At 72.0% G+C, this 22288-nt stretch carries 19 protein-coding genes and 1 pseudogene; 11 read left to right on the top strand and 9 right to left on the bottom strand.

From position 1 onward, the window contains the following. Positions 1 to 46: 46 nt before the first annotated feature. From AB0D27_RS06150 to AB0D27_RS06135, 4 genes are all read left to right on the top strand, one after another. Entirely contained in the window at positions 47 to 661 is a 615-nt protein-coding gene (locus tag AB0D27_RS06150) for an RNA polymerase sigma factor (RefSeq protein WP_362502693.1), read from the top strand. Next, positions 654 to 1538, top strand: a complete 885-nt coding sequence (locus AB0D27_RS06145; protein WP_362502690.1) for a hypothetical protein — start codon at positions 654 to 656, stop codon at positions 1536 to 1538. Before AB0D27_RS06150 ends, AB0D27_RS06145 begins: the two co-directional genes overlap by 8 nt. 143 nt (positions 1539 to 1681) lie before the next feature. Beyond that, entirely contained in the window at positions 1682 to 2401 is a 720-nt protein-coding gene (locus AB0D27_RS06140; RefSeq protein ID WP_362502687.1) for a hypothetical protein, read from the top strand. A 96-nt stretch (positions 2402 to 2497) separates the two neighbouring features. Continuing rightward, a complete protein-coding gene (locus tag AB0D27_RS06135; protein ID WP_362502685.1) occupies positions 2498 to 3199 on the top strand; it encodes a hypothetical protein in 702 nt (233 codons plus the stop codon). Positions 3200 to 3234: 35 nt separating this feature from the next. Here AB0D27_RS06135 and AB0D27_RS06130 read toward each other — a convergent pair whose 3' ends face one another. Next, complete coding sequence (locus AB0D27_RS06130; protein ID WP_362502683.1) at positions 3235 to 4680, bottom strand: glycine hydroxymethyltransferase; 1446 nt, start codon at positions 4678 to 4680, stop codon at positions 3235 to 3237. Between the two features lie 226 nt (positions 4681 to 4906). Here AB0D27_RS06130 and rocD point away from each other — a divergent pair, with 226 nt between their 5' ends. Further along, positions 4907 to 6112: an ornithine--oxo-acid transaminase gene (gene rocD / locus AB0D27_RS06125; RefSeq protein WP_362502682.1), complete on the top strand. Its 1206-nt coding sequence runs from the start codon at positions 4907 to 4909 to the stop codon at positions 6110 to 6112. On the opposite strand, the gene AB0D27_RS06120 is transcribed toward rocD, so the two are convergent. Together AB0D27_RS06120 and AB0D27_RS06115 are read right to left on the bottom strand one after the other, a co-directional pair. Next, positions 6109 to 7299, bottom strand: a complete 1191-nt coding sequence (locus AB0D27_RS06120) for a glutathionylspermidine synthase family protein (RefSeq protein WP_362502679.1) — start codon at positions 7297 to 7299, stop codon at positions 6109 to 6111. The genes rocD and AB0D27_RS06120 overlap by 4 nt on opposite strands. A 46-nt stretch (positions 7300 to 7345) precedes the next feature. Then, positions 7346 to 7693: a hypothetical protein gene (locus AB0D27_RS06115; RefSeq protein ID WP_362502676.1), complete on the bottom strand. Its 348-nt coding sequence runs from the start codon at positions 7691 to 7693 to the stop codon at positions 7346 to 7348. A 149-nt stretch (positions 7694 to 7842) separates the two neighbouring features. Here AB0D27_RS06115 and AB0D27_RS06110 point away from each other — a divergent pair, with 149 nt between their 5' ends. Next, positions 7843 to 8670 (top strand): DMT family transporter, encoded by an 828-nt coding sequence (locus AB0D27_RS06110; RefSeq protein WP_362502893.1) that lies wholly within the window; start codon positions 7843 to 7845, stop codon positions 8668 to 8670. Positions 8671 to 8785: 115 nt separating this feature from the next. Here AB0D27_RS06110 and AB0D27_RS06105 read toward each other — a convergent pair whose 3' ends face one another. Continuing rightward, positions 8786 to 10177, bottom strand: coding sequence for a PLP-dependent aminotransferase family protein (locus AB0D27_RS06105; protein ID WP_362502673.1), 1392 nt, complete (start codon positions 10175 to 10177; stop codon positions 8786 to 8788). Positions 10178 to 10225: 48 nt separating this feature from the next. Here AB0D27_RS06105 and AB0D27_RS06100 point away from each other — a divergent pair, with 48 nt between their 5' ends. From AB0D27_RS06100 to AB0D27_RS06090, 3 genes and pseudogenes are all read left to right on the top strand, one after another. Further along, complete coding sequence (locus tag AB0D27_RS06100; RefSeq protein WP_362502670.1) at positions 10226 to 10759, top strand: carboxymuconolactone decarboxylase family protein; 534 nt, start codon at positions 10226 to 10228, stop codon at positions 10757 to 10759. Further along, positions 10756 to 11202: a carboxymuconolactone decarboxylase family protein gene (locus AB0D27_RS06095; RefSeq protein WP_362502668.1), complete on the top strand. Its 447-nt coding sequence runs from the start codon at positions 10756 to 10758 to the stop codon at positions 11200 to 11202. The genes AB0D27_RS06100 and AB0D27_RS06095 overlap by 4 nt, the downstream gene beginning before the upstream one ends. Then, positions 11196 to 11923: pseudogene (locus AB0D27_RS06090) on the top strand (isocitrate lyase/phosphoenolpyruvate mutase family protein). Before AB0D27_RS06095 ends, AB0D27_RS06090 begins: the two are co-directional and overlap by 7 nt. A 36-nt stretch (positions 11924 to 11959) precedes the next feature. Here the strand turns inward: AB0D27_RS06090 and AB0D27_RS06085 are convergent. From AB0D27_RS06085 to AB0D27_RS06065, 5 genes are read right to left on the bottom strand one after another with little or no spacing between them, the layout of a single operon-like run. After that, positions 11960 to 12916 carry an ABC transporter substrate-binding protein gene (locus tag AB0D27_RS06085; RefSeq protein ID WP_362502665.1) on the bottom strand — a complete coding sequence of 319 codons (957 nt, stop codon included), beginning with the start codon at positions 12914 to 12916 and terminating at the stop codon, positions 11960 to 11962. 1 nt (position 12917) lies between these two features. After that, positions 12918 to 14879: an ABC transporter permease subunit gene (locus AB0D27_RS06080; RefSeq protein ID WP_362502662.1), complete on the bottom strand. Its 1962-nt coding sequence runs from the start codon at positions 14877 to 14879 to the stop codon at positions 12918 to 12920. Continuing rightward, on the bottom strand, positions 14879 to 16288 hold the full coding sequence (locus tag AB0D27_RS06075) for a glycine betaine/L-proline ABC transporter ATP-binding protein (RefSeq protein WP_362502659.1): 1410 nt from the start codon (positions 16286 to 16288) through the stop codon (positions 14879 to 14881). The genes AB0D27_RS06080 and AB0D27_RS06075 overlap by 1 nt, the downstream gene beginning before the upstream one ends. Then, positions 16285 to 17817, bottom strand: a complete 1533-nt coding sequence (locus AB0D27_RS06070) for a GMC oxidoreductase (RefSeq protein ID WP_362502656.1) — start codon at positions 17815 to 17817, stop codon at positions 16285 to 16287. Before AB0D27_RS06070 ends, AB0D27_RS06075 begins: the two co-directional genes overlap by 4 nt. Positions 17818 to 17871: 54 nt before the next feature. Then, complete coding sequence (locus tag AB0D27_RS06065; protein WP_362502653.1) at positions 17872 to 19383, bottom strand: aldehyde dehydrogenase family protein; 1512 nt, start codon at positions 19381 to 19383, stop codon at positions 17872 to 17874. A 298-nt stretch (positions 19384 to 19681) separates the two neighbouring features. Here AB0D27_RS06065 and AB0D27_RS06060 point away from each other — a divergent pair, with 298 nt between their 5' ends. Next, positions 19682 to 20086 (top strand): CU044_2847 family protein, encoded by a 405-nt coding sequence (locus tag AB0D27_RS06060; protein WP_362502650.1) that lies wholly within the window; start codon positions 19682 to 19684, stop codon positions 20084 to 20086. 3 nt (positions 20087 to 20089) lie between these two features. Next, positions 20090 to 22240 (top strand): trypsin-like peptidase domain-containing protein, encoded by a 2151-nt coding sequence (locus AB0D27_RS06055; RefSeq protein ID WP_362502647.1) that lies wholly within the window; start codon positions 20090 to 20092, stop codon positions 22238 to 22240. The last annotated feature ends 48 nt before the right edge of the window (positions 22241 to 22288 follow it).

The following is a 22288-nucleotide window of genomic DNA, read 5'->3' as shown; positions in this document are numbered from 1 at the left end:
GGGGCACGGGTGGGAACCGATCGGCCTCCGGCGGTGTAGCAAGAGTGTGAGGACGCGGGAGGGGGGCCGCATCGTCGTCGACGAGGCCGTGGCGATCGCACGCGTATGCGCCGGGGAGCCGGAGGCGTACGCGGAGCTGGTCCGTGCCCACACGGGCATCGCGATCAGGGCGGCCAGGGCGCTCGGGGCGGGTGCGGACGCGGAGGACGTGGTGCAGCAGGCCTTCATCAAGGCGTACTGCTCGCTGGGGCGCTTTCGGGACGGTGCGTCGTTCAAGCCGTGGCTGCTCTCGATCGTCGCCAATGAGACGAGGAACACAGTGCGGACGGCGGTGCGCCAGCGGACGCTGGCCGGTCGGGAGGCCGCGTTCGCGGAGGCGGAGCCGTTGATACCGGAATCAGCGGACCCGGCGGCCGCGGCGCTGGAGACAGAGCGCCGCGTGGCACTGCTGACCGCCCTGGAGCAGCTGGGCGAGGAGCACCGCCTCGTCGTCACATACCGCTATCTCCTGGAGATGGACGAACCGGAGACGGCCCAGGCCCTGGGCTGGCCACGCGGCACGGTGAAGTCCCGCCTGAACCGCGCCCTGCGCAAGCTGGGCCGACTGCTGCCGGACTTCGACCCCGGAGAGCCTCGCAAAGGGGGTGATGAGCATGAGTGAGTCGTATGAGGAGGGGGGCGCGGAGCCGGCCGGTGACCGGGGTCGTAGTGGCCGTGAGGCTGCCTCGCGGCTGCCGGAGGAGTTGCGGGCGCTCGGGCGGTCGCTGGACCGGCCGGGAGCGGCCGGGAGCGAGTCGATGGTCGAGCGGGTGCTGGAGCAGATACTGGCCGAGCGGATCCCGGTCCCGGTGGCCGAGCCGCCGGGCCCCCGCGAGCGGCTCCGGGCGGTGCGCCGCTGGGCGCGGGCGCGCCGGCGCGCGCTGACCGCGGGCCTGTGCGGTCTGCTGACCGTCCTCGTGCTCACGCCTCCGGTGCGCGCCGCGGTCGTCGACTGGTTCGGCTTCGGCGGGGTCGAGGTGCGCTACGACCCGTCGGCGGTGCCCTCGCCCGGGGCACGGGTGCCGGGGTGTGGGCCGTCGCTGACGCCGGCCGAGGCCGGGCGGCGGGCCGGGTTCGCGCCCCTCGTGCCCGACACCCTGGGGGTGCCGGACGCGGTGACGGTGACACGCGAGCCGAAGGGGCGGCTCCTGATGAGCCTGTGCTGGCGCGAGCACGGGCGCACGGTCCGGCTGGACGAGTATCCGGCGCACCTGGACATCGGCTTCGCCAAGACGGTGCGGGAGCCGCCGGAGTGGGTGCCACTGGGCGGAGCCGAGGACTACAGCGATCAGGCGCTGTGGTTTCCGAAGCCGCACCTGCTGAGCTTCTGGCTCATCGACCCGGACGGCGACCGCTTCACCCGCTCGGAGCGGACCGCGGGGCCCACGCTGCTGTGGATGCAGGGGGGCGAGGTGACCCTGCGGCTCGAGGGAGTGCCGTCGAAGGCGCGGGCCGTGGAGATAGCGAAGTCGCTGGACGAGCGAAAGCGAGGTCGCTGAACCGGCGGCGGCTAAGTCCCGGAGTCGGCCGGAATTCTGGTCGGTGCCGAGTGGGAACCCCGGCGGGTCGAGCGGTGTACCAGAAGTGACACACGGCGTGCGGGCGGGCCGCACGTGGATCGGCCGGCTGGTTGGGGGTTCGGATGCGCAGACTTCGTGAACTGCTCGCGGTGACAGGGGCGTTGGCGATTGCCTTCGCGGCGGTGCTGCTGGGGGCACCGTCCGCGATGGCCGGCGGCCCGACAAGTGTCCTGGTGGTCTCGCCGGAGAGCGCGCAGAGCGCGGCGTTGTACTACTCGGACGAGGAGTACGGGGAGTTGATGCGTCTGCTGGGCGAGCCGGGCTCGGGCACGCGGGAGGAGCCGCCGGGGCTGGGCGCCGCCGGACATCAGCTCAATGTCACGTGGCTGGTCCATGACGTGTCGCCGTGGCGGGTCGACCGCGTCTATCCGGACTCGCCGAGGAGCAAGGACGTCTGGATACACACGACGACAGACCTGCCGAGCATGAACGGCTACTGGCACAAGGCCGAACACCCGGCCCAGGTGCGGGCCCTGTTCAAGAAGCTCGGCGTACTGGGCAAGCCGTCGCCCGAGGCCGGCGGGGGAATCTTCCCGGCCCCGTGGCAGACGCCGGAGGATTCCAGCACCGCACCCGCGCCTGCCGAACAACCCCGCACCACGACCGCGGCGCGTGCCACGGCCGACGACGACACCGACTGGTGGTGGGCGATACCGGGGGCGGCGGCCGGGGCTGTGCTGGCCCTGCTGCTGCGGCCGCTGATCGCCGGGATTCCGGCACATCGGCTACTCGGCAGGCGGGAGCACGGGACGGGGCCCCGCCAGGAGCTGCGGGACGTGTGAGGTGCTGGCGGGACGAAGGGGGACGCATGAGGGGTGACGGCTGTGGGGGGACGCAAGAGGGGTGACGGCTGTGGGCGGAACGCATGAGGGGGATGGATGAGGTTCCAGATCGGACGAGCGAGGCTGTGGCTCCTGCTTCTGGTTTCCGTGGCGCCGGTCGCGCTCGGTGCACCGGGAGCCCACGCCTCAGCGGGCACCAGTCGGTACGCGAAGGCCGACACCCCGGATCTGGCCCTGGTCATCGCCGGTGACACGGGGCGGACAACCGTCCTGCACGCCGGGCAGCCGGACTTCGTACGGCTCTGGCGCCTGCTGACGCCCAGATACACGGGGACGGAGAGGGTCCCCGAGGCGTGGGCGGCGGGCCGCTACCCGCGGGTGCGGGCCACGGTGATCTGGGGGCTGACCGGGGTCGGAGGCTGGCCTCGGACCACGGGGGCGCCCGGCGGCGATGTCGTCATCGAGCGCGAGGACCAAGTGTTCCTCGCGGCGGACGGCACACCCTGGGTGCGGTCGGATCCCTCGCCCGACGTGGCGGACGACGACATCCGCTGGCACCGGGCACCGCGCTCGGTGTTCGACCAGTTGGAGGAGCGGCGGGATCTGTTCGGCTCGGTGGGCGCACCGGCGAGTGTCCCGAAACCCGCTGCGGCGGAGCACGCGAGGTGGGCGATGACCGGGCTGGCGGCGGGGCTGGTCCTCGGTGTCGGTGCCACACGCCTGATACGCCGCGTGACGGCCCGGCGTGAGGATGCCGGACCGCCACGGGAACCACGACAGGAGCTGATCGACTTGTAGCCGCCAGTGGGGTGCGCAGGCACCCCGGTCGGGCGTCAGCCGAGGTCGATCTCCGGGTAGAGCGGGAAGGGGATGAGCAGGTCGGTCGCGCGGTGGGCGATCTCGTCGGAGATCTTCGCGTCCAGGACGTGCTGGGCCTTGGACGGGCTGCCCTTGGCGGTGGTGCCCGGCTCGGCGGCGGTGAGGACGCGGTCGATGAGACCGGCGATCTCGTCCATCTCGGTCGTCCCGAGACCGCGAGTGGTCAGCGCGGGCGTGCCGATGCGGATGCCGGAGGTGTACCAGGCGCCGTTCGGGTCGGCGGGGATGGAGTTGCGGTTGGTGACAATGCCCGAGTCGAGAAGCGCGGACTCGGCCTGGCGGCCGGTGAGGCCGTAGGAGGAGGCGACGTCGATCAGGTTGAGGTGGTTGTCGGTGCCGCCGGTGACCAGCGTGGCGCCGCGGCGCATCAGGCCCTCGGCGAGGGCGCGGGAGTTGTCGACGACGGCCTGGGCGTAGTCGCGGAACTCGGGGCGGCGGGCCTCGGCGAGCGCGACGGCCTTGGCGGCCATGACGTGCGGGAGAGGACCGCCGAGGACCATCGGGCAGCCGCGGTCGACCTGCTCGGCGAGGGTCTCGTCGCACAGGACCATGCCGCCGCGCGGGCCGCGGAGCGACTTGTGCGTGGTGGTGGTGACGATCTGGGCGTGCGGGACGGGGTCGAAGTCGCCGGTGAGGACCTTGCCGGCGACCAGACCGGCGAAGTGCGCCATGTCGACCATCAGCGTGGCGCCGACCTCGTCGGCGATCTCCCGCATGAGGCGGAAGTTCACCAGGCGGGGGTAGGCGGAGTAGCCGGCGACGATGATCAGCGGCTTGAACTCACGGGCGGAGGTGCGCAGGGCTTCGTAGTCGATGAGGCCGGTGGCGGGGTCGGTGCCGTAGGAGCGCTGATCGAACATCTTGCCGGAGATGTTGGGGCGGAAGCCGTGGGTGAGGTGGCCACCGGCGTCCAGGGACATGCCGAGCATGCGCTGGTTGCCGAAGGCCTGGCGCAGCTCGGCCCAGTCGGCCTCCGAGAGGTCGTTGACGTTGCGGACGCCGGCCTTCTGCAGGGCGGGAGCCTCGACACGGGCGGCGAGGACGGCCCAGAAGGCGACGAGGTTGGCGTCGATGCCGGAGTGCGGCTGGGCGTAGGCGTGCTCGGCGCCGAAGAGTTCACGGGCGTGCTCGGCGGCGAGGGCCTCGACGGTGTCGACGTTGCGACAACCGGCGTAGAAGCGGCGGCCGACGGTGCCCTCGGCGTACTTGTCGCTGAACCAGTTGCCCATGGCCAGCAGCGTGGCCGGGGAGGCGTAGTTCTCGGAGGCGATCAGCTTGAGCATGTCGCGCTGGTCGGCGACTTCCTGGCCGATGGCGTCGGCGACGCGGGGCTCCACGGCCCGGATCACGTCAAGGGCGCTGCGGAAGGCGGTGGACTCGGTGGAAAGGGGCTCTGGCATGACGGCCTCCGGACGTGGCGTTCGGCGTTCACGGGTCGGCCCAGGCGCACGGCACACACTTACGGGTGCCGCTCCCCGATGGTCGGTCCCATCCCAGCGCGCCAGTCACGGCCCCGCCGGTCAGCCTACCGGGCGCGCCGGATCGCGGGGTTCCCTGGTCCACCATGCGAGCGACGATAGGAAAGAGGCCACACACCCGACCTGTGCCGCAGGAAACGGAGAGCCCGTGAGCATCACCGACAAGCTCATCGCGTCGGCCGAGGCGCACAGCGCGCACAACTACCACCCGCTGCCGGTCGTCGTGGCGACGGCGGACGGGGCCTGGATGACGGATGTCGAGGGGCGCCGCTTCCTCGACCTGCTGGCCGGATACTCGGCGCTGAACTTCGGCCACGGCAACCGGCGGCTGATCGACGCGGCCAGAGCGCAGCTGGAGCGGGTGACGCTGACGTCGCGGGCGTTCCACCACGACCGGTTCGCGGACTTCTGCCGGGAGCTTGCGGCGCTGTGCGGCATGGAGATGGTGCTGCCGATGAACACGGGCGCGGAGGCGGTGGAGACCGCGGTGAAGACCGCCCGGAAGTGGGGGTACCGCGTCAAGGGCGTCCCGGACGGCAGGGCGAGGATCGTCGTGGCGAGCGACAACTTCCACGGCCGTACGACCACGATCATCAGCTTCTCCACGGACCCGGAGGCGCGGGCGGACTTCGCGCCGTACACGCCGGGATTCGACATCGTGCCGTACGGGGATCCGGCGGCGCTGCGGGAGGCGGTGACCGAGGAGACGGTCGCCGTGCTCCTGGAGCCGATCCAGGGCGAGGCGGGGGTGCTGGTGCCGCCGCCCGGTTATCTGGCGGGGGTGCGGGAGCTGACCCGCGAGCGGAACGTGCTGTTCATCGCGGATGAGGTCCAGTCGGGTCTGGGCAGGACGGGGAAGACCTTCGCATGCGAGCACGAGGGGGTGGTGCCGGATGTGTATGTGCTGGGCAAGGCGCTGGGAGGCGGGATCGTTCCCGTGTCGGCGGTGGTGGCCGGCCGCGAGGTGCTCGGGGTGTTCCGGCCCGGTGAGCACGGGTCGACGTTCGGGGGGAATCCGCTGGCCTGTGCGGTGGCGCTGGAGGTGATCGCGATGCTGCGGTCGGGCGAGTACCAGCGGCGGGCCGCCGAGCTCGGCGACCATCTGCACCACGAGCTGGGCCTGTTGACGAGCACGGGCCATGTCACCGAGGTGCGCGGGCGTGGGCTGTGGGCGGGCGTCGACATCGCCCCCGAGTACGGCACCGGCCGGGAGATCTCCGAGAAGCTGATGGACCGCGGCGTCCTCGTCAAGGACACCCACGGTGTCACGATCCGGATCGCCCCACCCCTGGTCATCAGCAAGGAGGACCTGGACTGGGGGCTGGCGCAGCTGCGCGGTGTCCTGGGCGCCTAGAGGATCACGTGCGGCAGGAAGCGGGCGTACTCGTCCGTGATCGGGCCGGAGGACTCGCGGATGCCGAGGCCCGCCGACTCGTCCTCGACGACCCAGGCGCCGAGGACGACACGGTTGCCGTCGAAGGACGGCAGGGGCGCCAACTCCTGGTAGCAGCACGGGTCTTCCTCGTCGCGTACGACGGGGGTCGCGCCCGGTGCGTGGATCGTCACGCCCGCGCCCTCCCGGCCGAGGAGGGGCTTGGCGACGTAGCCCGTCGTGCGCGCCAGCTCGTGTGGGCCGTCGAGATAGGCGGGGAGGAGGTTCGGGTGGTCCGGGTAGAGCTCCCAGAGGATGGCGAGGAGTGCCTTGTTGGACAGGAGCATCTTCCAGGCGGGCTCTATCCACAGGGTGGTCCCGGTGCCGCCGCCGTTGTCGAGGGTGTCCAGGACATGGTCGGCGAAGCGGTCGGTGGTGAGCCACTCCCAGGGGTAGAGCTTGAAACAGCTGCGGATGAAGCGGAGTTGGTTGTCGACGAAGCGGCCGGAGAGGGGATCCCAGCCGATCTCCTCCATGGAGATCCAGTCGGTGTCGAGGCCCGCCTGTTCCGCCGTCTCCTTGAGGTAGGCGACCGTCATCAGATCCTCGCCGAGTTCGTCGGCCGAGGAGTGTGCGAAGTAGAGGGGATTGCCGGGCGGCAGCAGGGCGGCCTGTCTCTTCCAGGCGGCGACGAGGCGCTCGTGCAGGGAGTTCCACTGGTCGGCGCCGGGGAAGCGGTCCGCCATCCAGAACCACTGCGGGCTCGCCGCCTCGACGAGCGAGGTCGGGGTGTCGGCGTTGTACTCGAGGAGCTTCGCCGGGCCCGTGCCGTCGTAGCGGAGGTCGAAACGGCCGTAGAGGGACGGCAGTTCGGCGCGGCGGCGCCAGGCCTCGGTGACGAGTTCCGCGACGCGCGGGTCGGTGATGCCGAGGTCGGCGAAGCGGTCCGCGGTGACGATGTGCTCGGCCGCCGCCAGACACATGCGGTGCAGCTCCTCGACGACCTCCTCCAGCGCCTCCACCTCGCGGAGCGAGAAGACGTAGTACGCGCTCTCGTCCCAGTAGGGACGCAGGGAGTCGTCGGGGTAGCGGGTGAGGGGGTAGATGAGGCCCTGCTCCTCGACTGTCTGCTGCCAGCCGGGGCGGGGGTCGATGGTGCGGCGTTCCATGGGCGCGGGTTTCCTGGTCGGCTTCGGCGGATGCGTTGCGTCGTGTTCAGCCGCCGGAGCTGCCCTTGCCGCTGCCGAAGCCGCCCCGGTGGACGCCGCTGTGGCTGCCGCCGGAGCTGCCGCTGGATCCCTTGCTGGGCCTGGTGAAGGAGCCGCCGTCGGCCCAGCCGCTCTTCTTCTTGCCGCCGTAGTACCAACTGCCGTTGACCGACACCTTGGTGGAATTGCAGTTCTTGTCGGCGACGACCTTGTAGCCCTTGGTGAGGTTGTAGCTGTCGCGGTCGACGCAGCGCTTGTCGGGGTCCGAGGAGCAGGCGGTGAGGGCCGCCGCGAGGAGTCCCATGCCGCCGAGTACGACCGTGCCCGAGCGCAGTTGGCGTCGCGTGTCTGCCATGTTCCGATCCCCCGCTTGTTCCGCTGTTTCGCTGTTCCGTGCAGATCATTTTCTTACTGAAGGTGATCAGGTTAGAGATCGCTCGCGGCACGGCACGCGGTGGCCCCCCGCGATGTGCCGTCCCCTACAGTCACTTCGTGCTCTTTGGAATGGTGTGCGCCCTTGGTGCGTCGGTCTGTTTCGGTACGGCGACGGTGTTGCAGGCGATGGCCGCGCGCGCGGCGGCCGACAGCGGGCCGGGCGGGGACGCGGCGCTGCTGCTGCGGGCGCTGCGGCAGTGGCGGTACTTGGCGGGGCTCGCGCTCGACGGGGTCGGGTTCCTGCTGCAGATCGCCGCGCTCCGGTCGATTCCGATCTACGCGGTCGGGGCGGCGCTCGCCGCGAGCCTCGCCGTGACGGCGGTGGTGGCGGCGCGGCTGCTGCGGGTGCGGCTGAGCCGGGTCGAGTGGGGAGCGGTGGGCGTGGTGTGCGCGGGCCTCGCGATGCTGGGGCTGGCGTCCGGGACGGAGGGGGACCGGGCGGGGTCCATGGCGTTGAAGTACGCGATGTTGGGGACCGCCGTCCTGGTGCTGCTGTTGGGGCTGGTGGGCGGGCGGTTGCCGGAGCGGGGGCGGGCGCTCGCCCTGGGCCTGGGGGCCGGGTTCGGGTTCGGGGTGGTCGAGGTGGCGGTGCGGCTGATCGACGACCTCGATCCGGGGGCGCTGCTGAGCAATCCGGCGACGTACGCGCTGCTCGTCGGTGGAGGGGCGGCGTTTGTGCTCCTCACGACGGCCTTGCAGCGGGGGTCGGTGACCACGGCTACCGCCGGGCTGGTCATCGGGGAGACGATCGGGCCCGCGGTGGTGGGAGTGGTGTGGCTGGGTGACCGGACCCGGGAGGGGCTGGCGTGGCTGGCGGTTCTCGGGTTCGCGGTGGCGGTGGTGGGGGCGTTGGCGCTGGCGCGGTTCGGGGAGGCGCCGGCCGAGGGGGCGCCGTAAGGCGTTTTTCGCCCCCGCCGCCCCTACCCGTCCCGTACTGGGGGGCTCCGCCCCCCAGACCCCCGTATCGCGCTTCGCGCTCGTCCTCAAACGCCGGACGGGCTGCAACAAGCCCTCATGGCAGCGCCCTGCACAACGCGTCCAGGGCACCGGACCACGCGTGGTCCGGTGGCGTGCCGTAGCCCACGACCAGTGCGTCGGGCGAAGCCATGTCCGCGTCGGGGTGGCGGTAGCGCGACAGGCCGTGCAGGGCCAGGCCCTGCCAGGCGGCCGCCTGGACCACCGACTGTTCCGTGCCGGGGGGAAGTCGCAGGACGGCGTGCAGGCCGGCCGCGATGCCGGTGGCGTGGACCTCCGGTGCGCGGGCGGCCAGGGCGGCGACGAGGGCGTCCCGGCGACGGCGGTAGCGGAGGCGGGCGGCGCGCACATGGCGGTCGTAGGCGCCGGAGGTGAGGAATTCGGCGAGGGTCAGCTGGTCCAGCGCGCCGGTGGACCACCCTCCGCCGCCCTTGAGCGAGGTGACTTCGGCGGCGAGGGACGGGGGCAGGACCAGCCAGCCCAGGCGCAGGGCGGGGGCGAGGGACTTGCTGGCGGTGCCCAGGTAGACGACGTGGTCGGGGTCCAGACCCTGGAGCGCGCCGACCGGCTGACGGTCGTAGCGGAACTCGCCGTCGTAGTCGTCCTCCAGGATCAGACCCCCGGTACGGCGGGCCCAGTCGACGACGGCGGCCCGCCGGTCCGGGTGGAGCGGCACCCCCATGGGGAACTGGTGGGCGGGCGTCAGCAGAACGGCCCGCATGCCCCTCACCTCGTCCGTGCGCGTGCCGAGGTCGTCGAAGGGGAGTGGCGTCGTGCGCAGGCCCGCGCGGTGCAGCAGGTTCCAGTGGACGTCGAGGCCGTAGGACTCCACGGCCAGTGAGCGCAGAGCACGCGCGCGCAGGACCGCTCCCAGCAGCGTCAGGCCGTCCGCGAAGCCGGAGCAGATCACGATGCGGTCCGGGTCGGCCCGGACGCCCCGGGCGCGGGAGAGGTAGCTCGCGAGGGCGGTGCGCAGTTCGGGGCGGCCGCGCGGGTCGCCGTAGCCGAGGGCGTCGTACGGCGCGGCGGTCAGCGCGCGGCGGGCCGCCTTGAGCCACTCGGTGCGCGGGAAGGCGGCGAGGTCCGGGCTGCCGGGGACGAGGTCGTACGCGGGGCGCGCCCGTTCGCGTCCGCGCGGCGCCGACTCCGGGGCCGGCCGTGTGACCGTCCGCTCGGCCACGCGCGTGCCGGAGCCCTGGCGTGCGGTGAGCCAGCCCTCGGCGACCAGGTCGGCGTACGCGTCGGCGACCGTGTTGCGGGCGATGCCCAGGTCGGCGGCGAGCGAGCGGGACGACGGCAGGCGGGTTCCGGGGGCGAGCCGGCCGCCGCGTACGGCCTCGCGCAGCGCGTCCGTCAGCCCTTTGCGGACGCCAGGTCCGGTCGGTTCGACATGAAGGTCGACCCCCAAAGTGGCCCATGATTTAGCCATGGAAATGGACCATACTCCTGGGCTGCTTTGCTCGTAGGGTCCCTACACATGACCGATACGACGACCGATACGACCGCCACGACGACGCGCACCGACCCGACCCCGAAGTACGCCCCCGAGCACACCCCCCGGCTGCACTGGGCCAAGCTCGCCCCGGACGTGTACAAGGCCATGGTCAGACTCGACGCGGCGGCCCGTCAGGGCGTGGACCCCGCCCTCCTGGAGCTGGTGAAGATCCGCGCCTCGCAGCTCAACCACTGCGCGTTCTGCCTCGACATGCACACCAAGGACGCGCTCGCGGCGGGCGAGAGCGTCGAACGGATCGTGCAGCTCAGCGCGTGGGAGGAGTCGAAGCACTTCTACACGCGAAAGGAGCTCGCGGCGCTCGAGCTGACCGAGGCGGTCACGGTCCTGACGGACGGCTTCGTGCCGGACGAGGTGTACGAGCACGCCGCCGAGCACTTCGAGGAGGGCGAGCTGACCCAGCTGATCGCCGCGATCACGGTGATCAACGCGTGGAACCGGTTCGGCGTGAGCTGCCGTATGGTGCCCGGCCACTACCAGGCGGGGCAGCACAAGTGACGGCGCGCACCACTCATCTCGACGCCGGGGTGCGCACCGCGATGCGGGCCCTGAGCGCCGCCGCGAAGAAGGGCCTCGGCGACCCCGGACTCGCCGAGCTGGTCCAGATCCGCGCGTCCCAGCTCAACCACTGCGCGTTCTGCCTCGACATGCATCTGAAGATCGCCCGCGAGCAGGGGGTCGAGGAGGACCGGATCCAGCTCCTCACCGCGTGGGAGGAGGCCGAGGACGTCTACAGCGAGCGCGAGCGGGCGGCGCTCGCGCTCACCGAGGCCGTCACCCGCCTCACGGACGGCTTCGTCCCGGACGCGGTGTACGAGCGGGCGGCCAGGCACTTCGACGACGCCCGGCTCGCCCATCTCATCGGGCTGATCACCGTCATCAACGGCTGGAACCGGCTGATGGTCGCCCGGCGGATCACACCGGGGAGCACGCAATGGTGAACAAGGCCGAGACGTTCCGCGCGCTGCACCGTGGCCGCGTGCCGGGCGGCCCGCTCATCCTGCCCGGCCCGTGGGACGCCGCGAGCGCGCGGGTGTTCGCGGAGGCCGGGTTCCCGGCGCTCGCCACGCCCAGCGCCGGGGGGCCGCCGCCTCGCTCGGATACGAGGACGGGGCCACGCCCGCCGACGAGATGTTCGCCGCCGTCGCCCGGATCGCAGGGGCCGTCGACGTGCCCGTGTCCGCGGACGTCGAGGGCGGATACGGGCTCGGCGCCAAGGAACTGGTGGAACGGCTGCTGGAGGCGGGGGCGGTGGGCTGCAACCTCGAGGACTCCGCCGATGGCGTCCTCAAGGAGCCCGCGCGGCACGCCGACTGGCTCGCCGAGGTGCGGGCCGCCGCGGGTGACGCGCTCTTCGTCAACGCCCGCGTCGACACCTTCCTGCGGGGCGTCACGGATCCCGAGCGGGCCATCGAGCGCGCCGCGCTGTACGTCGCCGCAGGCGCCGACTGCGTGTATCCGATCGGCGCCCCCGTCGACGTACTGCCCCTGCTGCGGGCCGGGATCCAGGGGCCGGTCAATGTGTTCGCACCGCCCGACGGCCCCTCGCTCGAGGCGCTCGGTGAGCGAGGGGCCACCCGGATCACGTTCGGGCCGGGGTTGCAGCGCCGGGCCGCGGAGGCGCTGCGGGGGATCGCCGCGGATCTGAGGCAGCGGCAGTAGCGGTCGCTGTCGATGCAGCGGTAGCGACTCGGGGGGTTACGGCAGCCACGTGCGCCATGTCGACGCGTGGCTGTCCACCCACTTCTTCGCCGCCTCCTGAGCCGTCAGCTTGTCGTTGGCGATCATCAGGGAGACCTCGTTCTGGTCCTCGGTGGTCCACTTGAAGTTCTTCAGGAAGGCGGCCGCCTTGCCGCCGCTCTTCGCGAAGTCCGCGTTGAGGTACTTCTGGAGCGGGGTGTGCGGATAGGCGCAGGCGACCTTCTTGGCGTCGGCGTCACAGCCGTCCTTGTAGGCCGGGAGCTTCACCTCCGTCATGGGCACCTTCTTGAACAGCCACTGCGGTGAGTACCAGTACGTCAGGAAGGGCTTCTTCTCCTTGGCGAACTGTTTCATCTGGGTGATCTGCGCGGCCTCCGAACCGGCGAACACCACCTGGTAGTTCAGGTGCAGGTTGTTCACCAGGGCCATGTCGTTGGTGACGTAGGACGGGGAACCGTCGAGGAGCTGGCCCTTGCCGCCACTCTCGGCCGTGCGCAGCTGGTCCGCGTACTTGTCGAGGTTCTTCCAGTCGGTGACGTCGGGGTGCTGCTTGGCGAAGTACGTCGGGACGTACCAGCCGATGTGGCCGGTGACGCCCAGCTGCCCGCCGGGCGCGATCGTCTTCTTGTCCTCGACGTACCGCTTCTCCTGGTCGGGGTGGCCCCAGTCCTCCAGGATGGCGTCCACGCGGCCCTGGCTGAGCGCGTCCCAGGCGGGGACCTCGTCGACCTGGACGGTGTCGACGCGATAGCCCAGCTCGTGTTCGAGCAGGTACTGCGCGACGGCCACATTGGACTGCGCGCCGACCCACGACTGCACGGACAGGGTCACCGTCTTCGCGCCCTGGGCGTTGGCGAAGGGCGAGGCCTGCTTGGTCATGTCGGCGGCGCCGCAGCCGGTCAGCAGCAGGAGGGCCGATGCCCCGGCCGCCATGGAAGTCGTACGAAGTCGCATGTCACGCTCCCTTCTTCGCGCGGCGCTGCGTCGGCTGGGTCACCCGGTCGAGCATCAGGCCGAGGCAGACGATGGCGGCTCCGGCGACCAGGCCGGTCGCCAGGTCGCCCTGGGCGAGGCCGAAGACGACGTCGTAGCCGAGGGCGCCGCCGCCGACGAGACCGCCGATGATGACGACGGCGAGGACGAGTACGACGCCCTGGTTGACGGCGAGGAGCAGCGCGGGGCGGGCCAACGGCAGCTGGACCTGGCGCAGTTGCTGCCCGCTGGTCGCGCCGAGCGAGCGGGCCGACTCCAGTGCGGCCGGGTCGACGGCGCGCAGGCCCTGGGTGGTGATACGGACGACGGCGGGCAGGGCGTAGACGACGGCGGCGGCCACGGCGGGCGCGCGGCCCACGCCGAACAGCGCCACCACCGGGATCAGATACACAAACTGCGGCATGGTCTGGAAGACGTCCAGTACGGGCCTCAGCAGGCGCTCGATCCGCTCGCTGCGCGCGGCCGCGATACCGGTCGCGAAACCCAGGACGAGGGTCACGACGACCGCCGCGAGCACCTGCGACAGCGTGTCCAGCGACGGCTTCCAGACGCCCAGCACACCGATGGCGGCCATCGCGAGGACGGCGGTGAGCGCGGTGCGCCAGGTGCCGATCAGCCAGGCGAGGGCGGCGACGATCAGCAGGACCGACCACCAGGGCAGCCACTGCAGGCCGTCCCGCAGCGGGTCCAGGAGCCAGGTCGTGAAGTGCCCTGCCCAGTCGGCTGTGCCGCCGATGTAGGGGACGCCGGAGTAGAGGTGGCCCGTCATCCAGTCGACCACGTGATTCACCGGCTCGGCGATGTTCACCATCCACGACTCGGGCCAGTCGAGGCGGCCGGTGAGGCGTCCGGTGACCGCGACGGCGACGGCCGCGACGGCCGCGTACGCCCATGCCGGGGCCTTCGCTGCGTCGTCATGGGCGCCGAGCCGCTCCCCCGCCGCTCCGGTCACCCGGTCCAGGACGACCGCGAGCAGCACGATCGGGATGCCGGCGGCGAGCGCGGCGCCCACGTCGACGGAAGCGAGGGCCTGGTAGACGCGGTCACCGAGGCCGCCCGCGCCGATCACGGAGGCGATGACGGCCATGGACAGCGCCATCATGATCGTCTGGTTGAGGCCGAGGAGGAGTTCCTTGCGGGCCAGCGGGAGGCGGGCGGTGAGCAGGCGCTGGCGGGCCGTGGCGCCGAGCGAGGCGACGGCCTCCATCACGCCCGCGTCGGCGTCGCGCAGGCCTAGCGCGGTGAGACGGGCCATGGGCGGGGCGGCGTAGACGACGGTGGCGAGCACCGCCGCGGGGACGCCGATGCCGAAGACCAGGACGACGGGGAGCAGGTACGCGAACGCCGGGAGCACCTGCATGGTGTCCAGGACGGGCCGCAGCGCGCGGTACGTGCGGTCGGACAGGCCCGCCGCGAGGCCGAGCAGTGCGCCCAGTACGACGGACGCGATCACTGCGACCACCATGAGGGCGAGCGTCTGCATGGTGGGCACCCACATGCCGAGCAGTCCGCAGGCGAGGAAGGCGGCGGCGGTCCCGAGGGCGAGGCGTACGCCTGCGGCCCGCCATGCCACGAGTGCCGCGACCGCTGTCACGCCGGCCCAGCCCGCGCCGAGCAGCACCAGATAGACGGCGCGCACGGAGAGGACGACGGCGTTGCTGAGGTAGCCGAAGAAGTACAGGAACAGCGGGTGGCTGTCCCGGTTGTCGATGATCCAGCCGCTGGCCCTGCCGAGGGGTTGGCTGAGGTCGACGGTCAGGGCGCCTGGCCATGTGCCGCTGGCCCAACGGGAGTTGAGGATCGGCACGAGGACGGCTGCCGCGAGGGCGAGCAGGAGGAGCTTGGCCACGGCTCGTTGGCGGACGAGCGACGTGGCCCGGGCGGCCAGGCCGTTATGACCGACGGGCGCGGTGACGCTAGCCATCAGACCACCCCCTCGCCTGCGCCTGCGCCGGGCGCGCCCCCGGCTCGGGTGTCACCGACCGGCGCGGGGGCGGTCCCGGCGGGGCCTTGGCCTTGGCTGTCGCCGACCGGCGCGGGGCCCGTGCCGGCGGGGCCTTGACTGTCGCCAACCGGCGCGGGGCCCGTGCCGGCGGGGCCTTGACCGTCGCCGACCGGTGCCCGGCCGGTGCTGCTCGTGCCTTGGCTGTCGCTGACCGGCGCTTGCCGGGTGTCGCCTGCGCCCACCCGTGCCGCCCCTGCGGCACGACTGCCCGCAGGTATCTGGGGTTCCCCTGCCGGGTGGGCCGGTGTGTCCGTGGTGTCGGTGGTGTCGGTGGTGTCGGTGGCTGGGGTTACTCCGGCTACGACGTTGATCAGTGTTGCCGAGTCCACGACTCCGACGCAGCGGCCGCTGTCCAGTACGCGGGCCGGGGTGCCCGCGCGGGCCACTGCCTCGATGGCCGTCGAGACGGTCGCGTCCGGGGTCAGGGCCGGCCCCCGGCCCGCCTCCTCCCCGGACGCGGCCCGCATCGCCGTACGGACGGTCATGACCTGTTCGCGCGGGACGTCGCGGACGAACTCGCGGACGTAGTCGTCGGCGGGTGAGCCGACGATCTCCTCGGGCGTGCCGAGCTGGACGATCCGGCCGTCGCGCATGAGGGCGATGCGGTCGCCCAGGCGCAGGGCCTCGTTCAGGTCGTGGGTGATGAAGACCATCGTGCGGCCCTCCTCGCGGTGCAGCCGGATGACCTCCTCCTGCATGTCGCGCCGGATCAGCGGGTCGAGCGCGCTGAACGGCTCGTCGAAGAGGAGGACCTCCGGGTCGACGGCGAGCGCGCGGGCCAGCCCGACGCGCTGCTGCTGACCGCCGGAGAGCTGTCCGGGCTTGCGCTGCTCCATACCCTCGAGGCCGACCTTGGCGACGACCTCGGTGGCCTTCTCCCGGCGCGCCGCGCGCGAGACGCCCTGGATCTCCAGCCCGTACGCGACGTTGTCGAGCACCGTGCGGTGCGGCAGCAGACCGAAGTGCTGGAAGACCATCGCGGCGCGCCGCCGGCGCAGTTCGCGCAGCCGGGCCTTGTCCATGGCGAGGACGTCCTCGCCGTCGATCTCGAGGCCCCCGGAAGTGGGCTCGATGAGCCGGGTCAGACAGCGGACCAGTGTGGACTTGCCCGAGCCGGACAGGCCCATGACGACGAAGACCTCGCCCTTGCGCACGTCGAAGCTGACGTCGTGGACGGCGGCCGTACAGCCGGTGCGGGCGCGCAGCTCGGCGGGAGCGAGCGCGGCGAGTCCGGGGTCGGCGGGGATGCGGTCGGCCTTCGGGCCGAAGACCTTCCACAGGTGGGAGACGGAGAAGACGGGCGTCGCGCTCTCGAGTGCCGTACTCATCGCTCACCACCACCGATCAGGTCGGCGCACTTCTCCCCGACCATCAGCACCCCGATCATCGGGTTCACGGCGGGCATGGTGGGGAAGACGGACGCGTCGGCGATCCGGATCCCCTCGAGGCCCTGGACGCGCAACTCGGGGTCCACGACCGCGAGTTCGTCGGCGGGCGCGCCCATGCGGCAGGTGCCCGCCGGGTGGTACACGGTGTGCGCCACCTGTCGTGCGTACGCGCTGAGTTCCTCGTCGTCCGTGATGCCGGGCCCGGGACACACCTCGCGCGCCAGCCAGCCGGCGAGCGGCTCGGCCTTGGCTATCTCGCGGGCGATCTTGATGCCGTCGACGAGGGTACGGCCGTCGTAGTCGTCCTCGTCGGTGAAGTAGCGGAAGTCGAGGGCGGGCTTGACGGACGGGTCGTCGCTGGTCAGGTAGAGCCGTCCGCGGCTGCGTGGCTTGGGGATGTTGGGGGTCATGGAGACGCCGTGCGCGGGGCGCTCGTAGCCGAGCCGCTCCGGGTTGTCCGTGAACGGGACCTGGTAGAAGTGGAACATCAGGTCCGGGCCCGCCTGTTCGGGGTCGCGGCGGACGAACAGGCCCGCGTCGGAGTCCATCGCGGAGTTCTCCGGGATGGGGCCGTTGGTCTCCCAGACGATGACGGACTCGGGGTGGTCGAGCAGGTTCTCGCCGACGCCGGGCAGGTCGTGCGCGACGGGGATGCCGAGCGCCTCCAGATCGGCGCGCGGCCCGATGCCGGAGTGCAGCAGCAGCCGCGGCGAGTCCACGGCACCCGCGCACAGCAGGACCTCACTGCGGGCCCGTACGAGGATCTCCTCGCCGTCCTTGGTGCGGACGTGCACGCCCGTCGCGCGCGTCCCGTCCAGTTCCAGCTTGTGCGCCCAGGTCTCCAGCAGCAGCGTCAGGTTGGGCCGCTGGTCCATGACGGGGTGCAGATAGGCGACCGAGGCGCTGGACCGCTTGTTGTTCTCGGGGTGGTAGGCCAGGTCGAAGAAGCCGACGCCCTCGGTGAACGGCTTCTGGTTGAAGCCCTCGACGCGCGGCACGCCGAGCGCGCTCTGGGCGGCGTCCACGAAGTCGCGGGCGATGGCGTTGCGGTCCTTCTCGTCGACCGGGACGATGTTGTTGAGCAGCCGCGCGTAGTACGCCTCCATGGGCACCGCTCCCCAGCCCTTGGCGCCCGCCGCCTCCCACTCGTCCCAGTCGGAGGGCAGCGGCTTGAACGCGATCAGCGTGTTGTGCGACGAACATCCGCCGAGAACGCGGGCGCGGCTGTGCCGGATGTGCGAGTTGCCGCGCGGCTGCCGGGTCGTCGGGTAGTCGTAGTCGAGTTCTCCGCCGAGCAGGCCCATCCAGCGGCGCAGGGTGAGGACGTCCTCGCGGTCGACGTCACTGGGGCCGCCCTCGATGACGGCGACGGTGACGTCCGGGTTCTCGGTGAGGCGGGATGCGATGACGGAGCCCGCCGTGCCGCCGCCGATGACGACGTAGTCGTACGTGTTCTCGTGCTGGGACATGAAGTGGTGCTCCAAGGTGCGGTGTGCAGTGGGGGGAGGGACGAGTGAGCGGCGTCAGCCGGCGAACCAGCGCACCGGCTTCGGCGCGAGGTTCTGGTACACGTGCTTCGTCTCGCGGTACTCGGCGAGACCGGCGGGGCCCAGCTCGCGTCCGACCCCGCTCTTGCCGAAGCCGCCCCACTCCGCCTGCGGGAGATAGGGGTGGAAGTCGTTGATCCAGACGGTGCCGTGTCGCAGTCGTCCGGCGACGCGGCGGGCGCGGCCCGCCTCGGCGGTCCAGACGGCGCCCGCGAGCCCGTACTCGGTGTCGTTGGCGAGCGCGACGGCCTCGTCCTCGGTACGGAAGGTCTCCACCGTCAGTACCGGTCCGAAGACCTCCTCGCGGACGACCCTCATCTCGCGGTGGCACTGGTCGAGGACGGTCGGCTCGTAGAAGTACCCGGTGGCGGGCCGGACGTCGGACGGCTCGGGCCGCTTGCCGCCCGCCCGCAGCACCGCGCCCTCGGCCAGCGCGGAGGCGACGTACGCCTCCGTCTTCTCGCGCTGTCCCTCGGAGACGAGCGGGCCGCACTCGACGCCGGGCTCGGTGCCGCGCCCCAGCCTGATCCGGCCGGCCCTGCGGGCGAGTTCGGCGACGAAGCGTTCGCGGACGGACTCCTCGACGATGAGCCGGGAGCCGGCCGAGCACACCTGGCCGCTGTGGATGAAGGCGGCGTTGAGGGCCTGATCGACGGCGGTGTCGAAGCCCTCGTCCGTCGCGCAGGCGTCGGCGAAGACGACGTTCGGGTTCTTGCCGCCCAGCTCCAGGGCGACCTTCTTGACGCTCGCGGCGGCGGCCTGCCCGACCTTCGTACCGCTGATGAGACCTCCGGTGAAGGAGACGAGGTCGACGTCGGGGTGCTCGGCGAGGCGGGCGCCGACCGTGTGCCCGGGGCCGGTGACGAGGCCCGCGACACCGGCGGGCAGGCCCGCCTCGGCGAGCAGCTCGATCAGGGCAATCGTCGTCAGCGGGGTGATCTCGCTCGGTTTGATCACGAAGGTGTTGCCGGCCGCGAGGGCCGGAGCGATCTTCCAACTGGCCTGGAGGAGCGGGTAGTTCCAGGGGGTGATCATCGCGCAGACGCCGACCGGCTCGTGCGTGACGACGCTGTGGATGTCGTCCGAGCCGGCGTCGACGACGCGTCCGCCGCCCTCCCCCACGACGAGGTCGGCGAAGTAGCGGAAGGCGTCGGCGACACAGTCGATGTCGACGCGCCCCTCCTCCAGGGTCTTGCCCGCGTCACGGCTTTCGAGCAGACCGAGCGTTTCGCGGTCGCGTACGAGGAGGTCGGCGACGCGTCGCAGGAGGGCGGCGCGGTCGGCGGTGGGGGTGCCGGGCCAGGGGCCCTCGTCGAAGGCGCGGCGGGCCGCGGCGACGGCTGCGTCCGCGTCCCTCTCGTCACCCTCCGCGACCACGGCGAACGGCTTGGCATCCGCGGGATCGAGGATCTCGCGCGTGGCGCCGGAGACGGCTTCGCGCCACTCGCCGCCCACGTGAATGGTCTGGTGTGCCTGCTGTCCTGCCATGATCGGTGTTGCCTTCCGTTCCTGTTCCGTGCCCCTGCGTCACACATGTGTCGCTCTCGGAGGCCGGGAGCACCTGCCCCCCGCCTCCGGATACATGCACAACCCGTGACCAAAAGTGCGCCGGCTCACTGAAAAATACCCCGAATTCGGGCAATGTAGGGCGAAACGCAAACTGGGCGTCCGGAACAGACCTGCCGTGAACAGGCCCTGTCCGGTTCCGGTGCTCAATGCATCGATGTGGTAACCGAGTTGGGCACACGTGCCGCTGTCATGGGCCCTCCTCGGCCACAATGTGAGCGTGTCCACCTCAGCGGAAGCACAGTTCGAGGACGGTACGCCCGTCAGGTTCCTGCTCACTCCCGTTCAGGGCGGGGCGGTGCCCGAAGCGGACGGTGACGACCGTCCCGAGGGCATGGGGAAGGCCGTGCCCGTCGCCACGGGAGGCGCGGCCGTCGCGAGCTTCGCGGCCGGCACCCTGCGCCGCGCTCTCCGGCCGCTCGGCCCGCTGCTGCAGGAGGTCCACGACGCGGTCACGGCCGCGCCCGAGCCGCCCGGCGAGCTGAGCGTGACCTTCGGGGTGCAGGTCGGGCAGGACCTCAAGTTCGGGATCGTCGGCGGCAGCGGGCAGGCCCACCTCACCGTGACCGCCAGCTGGAAGCCGACGGCCGCCACCGACGGTGCTGCGACGCCGGGCGCGGAGTGATCCGTGGGGTGGTTCAGGCCCCTGGGGGCCATGTACGGGGGTATCCCGGTCGCCTGCGTGGCGTCCGTACGCCGCCCGCGCGACGGCAAGGTGGCGGGCGGGGGGCTCGTCCTCGGCCATGACACCGTGCTGACCTGCGCCCATGTCGTCAATGACGCCCTGGGCAGGGAACTGTTCGAGACCGCCGCACCTGGCCTCGAGGAGCTCCCCGTCGAGCTCAGGGGACCGCGTGGCCACGACAGGTATCCCGCACGCGTGGCGCACTGGATCGCGCCGCGCACCAGGGACGGCGACGTGGTGGGCGCGGGCGACGACGAATGGCTGGGCGACCTCGCCGTCCTGCGGGTCGACGCACCGGACGACGCCATCGAACCGCCGGTCCGCCGGATCGCGATGCGGGCGGGACAGGAAGTACGCGCCTGGCACGGCAGCGGCGCCGACGCGACGTTCGCCGATCTGACGGTCAAGTCCGGTGACGGGAACGTCGGTTACCTCGACGGGCAGGCCACCGGCATGGCCGTCGGCCCCGGCTACAGCGGCGGCCCGCTGTGGTCCCCGCCGGACAATGCCGTGGTCGGTCTCGTCGTCGCGCACTTCATGCCGCCCCGCGACCCCCGTACCGGCGGCTACGCCGCGCACAGCCCCCAGCACCTGATCCGGCGCAGCTGGGCCGTCCCCTGGCAGCGCGTCGAGGCCGAGCTGCGCTCCGCCGGGGCCTTCGCCGCCGAGGAACGCGCGCCGGCCGACTCCGACGATCCCGCCTACGTCCTGCTCATGGACGCCATCGACGCCGCGTTCCCGTCGCCCTCCGAGCGCGGCGACATCGCCCGGCAGCTGGCCGGTGCCTGCGGTGTCGGGGACGGCGGCGAGGTGACGCCGCCCACGGTCGAGGAGTTCACGGACTTCCTGCTCACGCATCCGCGCGCGCTGGCGGCGTTCACCGAGATCCTGCGGCGCAGGGACGCGACGGCGACCGACCGCGTCCTGGCCGCCGGCCGCCTCGCGCACGGACCCCGGCTGCTCTCCCCGCGGGAATACGCCCGACTGCACCAGCTACTGCGCGGCGTCGACAAAGCGGTGCTCGGGCGGTTCGGGGAGGCGGTGCGCGCGGCGCTGCCGCTGGCCGCCGCGTTCCCCGGCGGAGGGAGCCTGGACGCGCTGCTCGACCACCTGGAGGCGCTGCACGGCGACGGCCGCTCGGACGACGGCGGCCCACGCGTCCCGGCGCTCCTGCGCGTCATGGAGTACGTCAGTGTGCTGTGCCCCGGGCCGCAGCGGGCGGGCCTGCGCATGTGGTCCGACGGGGTGAACGCCCGGCTCGGCATTCCCCGCTCGGCGCTGGGCGAGCGGCGCTCCGACGCCCAGGACTGGGCGCGCGAGGTGCGCACGCGGTCCGCGCGCGTACGGGTCCTGGTGGAGGTGCGGCGGGCGGAGCCGGGGCGCCACCGGCTGCGGATCTGGTGCGACGAGGGCGCGGGGCCCCGGCAGGTGTCGACCGCGGCCGCCGTCTCCTACTCGGCCTCGGAGGCCGCCCGCGAACTGCTGCGCGTGCTGGAGTCCCTCCGGCCGGCCTCCGTGGGCGGCGAGCGCCCACTCGTGGAGGTGCTGGTGGACCGCACCAGCCTGAACCTGCCCGTCGACGAATGGGAGGGCAGGGCGCCGGACGAGATCGTGCCCGGTGTGCTCGGCGTGGAGTTCCCGCTGGTCGTGCACTGCCCGGAACTGCTGCGCCGGCACGAGCGTTTCCTCCCCGACTGGCGCCACCGGTGGAGCCGTCTCGACTCCGGAGCAACCCTGGTCTTCTCGGACGCGTCCAAGGATCCGAACCAGATTTACTACGAGCTGATGGAGAAGCTCGACGCGGTGCGCGTCTGCGTCGATGTGCCCCCGGGCCTTCGTGACGGCATCGTGCAGGTCTGTCTGGCCGTCGGGGTACCCGTAGTGGTGTGGGACCGGGGGCAGGACAAGGACTCGCACGTCGTACGGCACATGGCGGAGGTCGCCACCCGCGAGCTGCCCGACGGCGTGCGCTCCTACCGCGCCAACACCATGGCCAACCCCCTCGAGTTCCCCGGCCGTCCGGTCCTCGCCTGGGCCGACGCCGACCGCACAGTGCCTCGCCTCCATCTGACCGAACCGCAGGAGAGCGCGTGAGAGCCGCTCCCGGACCACAGGAGAGCGCATGACGACCGCTTCCGGCCG

This window comes from Streptomyces sp. NPDC048415, from assembly GCF_040651675.1.
In the GTDB taxonomy this organism is placed as follows: Bacteria; Actinomycetota; Actinomycetes; order Streptomycetales; family Streptomycetaceae; genus Streptomyces.
Note: the sequence above shows the minus strand (reverse complement) of the source record. Positions and strands in the feature narration are given on the sequence as shown.